Source organism: Hadarchaeum sp. (SeqCode) (assembly GCF_049969415.1).
In the GTDB taxonomy this organism is placed as follows: domain Archaea; phylum Hadarchaeota; class Hadarchaeia; order Hadarchaeales; family Hadarchaeaceae; genus Hadarchaeum.
Genome location: NZ_JBMFOX010000129.1, coordinates 1 through 769, shown reverse-complemented (window position 1 = coordinate 769; position 769 = coordinate 1). Strand labels below are relative to the sequence as shown.

Annotated in this window: 2 protein-coding genes; both read right to left on the bottom strand. The window is 58.6% G+C overall.

From position 1 onward, the window contains the following. Window positions 1–317 (bottom strand): class I SAM-dependent methyltransferase (locus ACP5PX_RS08335; RefSeq protein ID WP_428085482.1); only part of this gene is annotated, 317 nt, incomplete at its 3' end. A 160-nt stretch (window positions 318–477) separates the two neighbouring features. Then, the coding region (locus ACP5PX_RS08330; RefSeq protein WP_428085481.1) for a hypothetical protein at window positions 478–769 on the bottom strand (292 nt) is incomplete at its 5' end.

Genomic DNA, 769 nt, shown 5'->3' with positions numbered 1-769 from the left:
ACAAAACAGATGACCGTGACCAGCACGGCAAAGTCGAACTGATGATCAGGAAACGGCAACTGCTCAGCAACCCCCTGAACAACAATAATACCTCTTGCTTTTGCAATCCGCGCCATGGCACGAGAGGGTTCAACGCCAATGCGTATTCCCAGGGGCACTGCGAACCTTCCGGTACCCACACCGATTTCCACCCCAAAGCCTGCTCGCGGGACCATCCGCCGCAACGCTGATAGCTCAGCCTGATAGATTTGCGGGTGTTCCTCAAACCACCAGTCAAACTCCCCGGCGTATTGATCGAATACGGATACTTCGTTCATTTCCCTAGCCACTGCGCTGTGGGCAAAAGCGGGCTAACGATCTGCGCTTGAGCCGCAGGCCGACCGAAGGGAGGCCTGTCGGCTCAAGCGCAGGTTAGGGCGCAGCCGCCTTATTCTTGCTCAGGGCACCGGAGCGAAAATTGCCCCGATGCCCTCCGGTTTAGTAGCCTTTCAGGACAAGCGGCAAGTATATCCGCTTTGTCTCGCCCAGCACGGCCCAGAGAGAGAAATGGTTGGGCGTGGCCATCACAGTGTTGTTAACCGTATCCACCACGCTGCTGGGCTCTTTGACCCACGTGCTGCCGTCCCAGTAGTAGAGCGCCAGGGTGTTCTCGATGGCCGGGCCCTTTTCGGCGTCGGTGTACCGGACGGTCACTGTGTAGGTCTGGCCGGGGGCAATCTGCGCCGGCTGGCCGGTGCTGCTGTAGACGGCAGTCACATCAAAGACGTGG